Below are 1,015 nucleotides of genomic sequence, written 5' to 3' on the forward strand. Positions count from 1 at the left end.
GAGCAGAAGGCCATCGCGGGCGGCAAGGGCAAGATCTTCGCCCGCGCGGTGGACGTGGCGGTGGCCTGGAGCAAGGCCGAGAGCTCGGGAGGCGCGCCGCTCGGGCTGCGCCTGCGGCGGGCGGTGTTCGACAGGCTGGTCTACTCCAAGCTGCGCGCGGCCACCGGGGGACGCCTGTCGGCCGCCGTATCCGGCGGCGGTGCACTGGGCGAGCGGCTCGGTCACTTCTTCAGGGGCGTCGGCATCGAGGTTTTCGAGGGCTACGGGCTCACCGAGACCTCGGCCCCGGTCTCGGTCAACATGCCGGGCGCCAACAAGATCGGTACTGTGGGTAAACCGCTGCCGGGCGTCACGCTGCGCATCGCCGACGACGGGGAGATCCTGGTCAAGGGCCGGAACGTGTTCCCCGGTTACTGGAAGAACGACGAGGCCACGGCGGAGGCGATCGACGCTGACGGCTGGTTCCACACGGGCGACGCGGGCGAGCTGGACACCGACGGCTGTCTGCGGATCACCGGACGCATGAAGGAGATCCTGGTGACCGGGGCCGGCAAGAACGTCGCGCCGGGGCCGCTGGAGGACGCGCTGCGTGCCCATCCGCTGGTCTCCGAGGCCGTGATCGTCGGTGACGGCCGGCCGTTCCTGGCGGCCCTTGTCATCCTGGATCCCGAAGCAGTGCCCGCCGGGTCGTCGGTGGCCGAGTTGCGGTCGGACCCGAAGGTGCGGGGGGAGATCCAGACGGCGGTGGACCAAGCGAACCTGTCGGTGTCGAGGGCCGAGCAGATCAAGAAGTTCACGATCCTTGACCGGGACATCACGGAGGACAGCGGGCATCTGACGCCGACGCTCAAGGTCAAGCGCAATCTGGTCATGCGCGACTTCGCCAAGGAGATCGACGAGCTCTACAGCGACCGTTAGGGCCAATGCCGGGAAGTTAGGACGGCTGGCGGTTGCGTCAAGGTGTTCGGCTGAACCAGAGACATGAGAACGGAGATCCAGTAGAACGGGTGATCTT

Annotated in this window: 1 protein-coding gene; it reads left to right on the top strand. The window is 67.7% G+C overall.

Translation table 11 applies throughout. The features are described 5' to 3' along the window. Positions 1-918, top strand: a 918-nt coding sequence (locus tag AB0J69_RS61730; protein ID WP_364138705.1) for an AMP-binding protein, incomplete at its 5' end; no start/stop codon positions are given. Between the last annotated feature and the right edge of the window lie 97 nt (positions 919-1,015).

Origin of the sequence: Nonomuraea sp. NPDC049709, from assembly GCF_040674815.1 — a bacterium.
In the GTDB taxonomy this organism is placed as follows: domain Bacteria; phylum Actinomycetota; class Actinomycetes; order Streptosporangiales; family Streptosporangiaceae; genus Nonomuraea.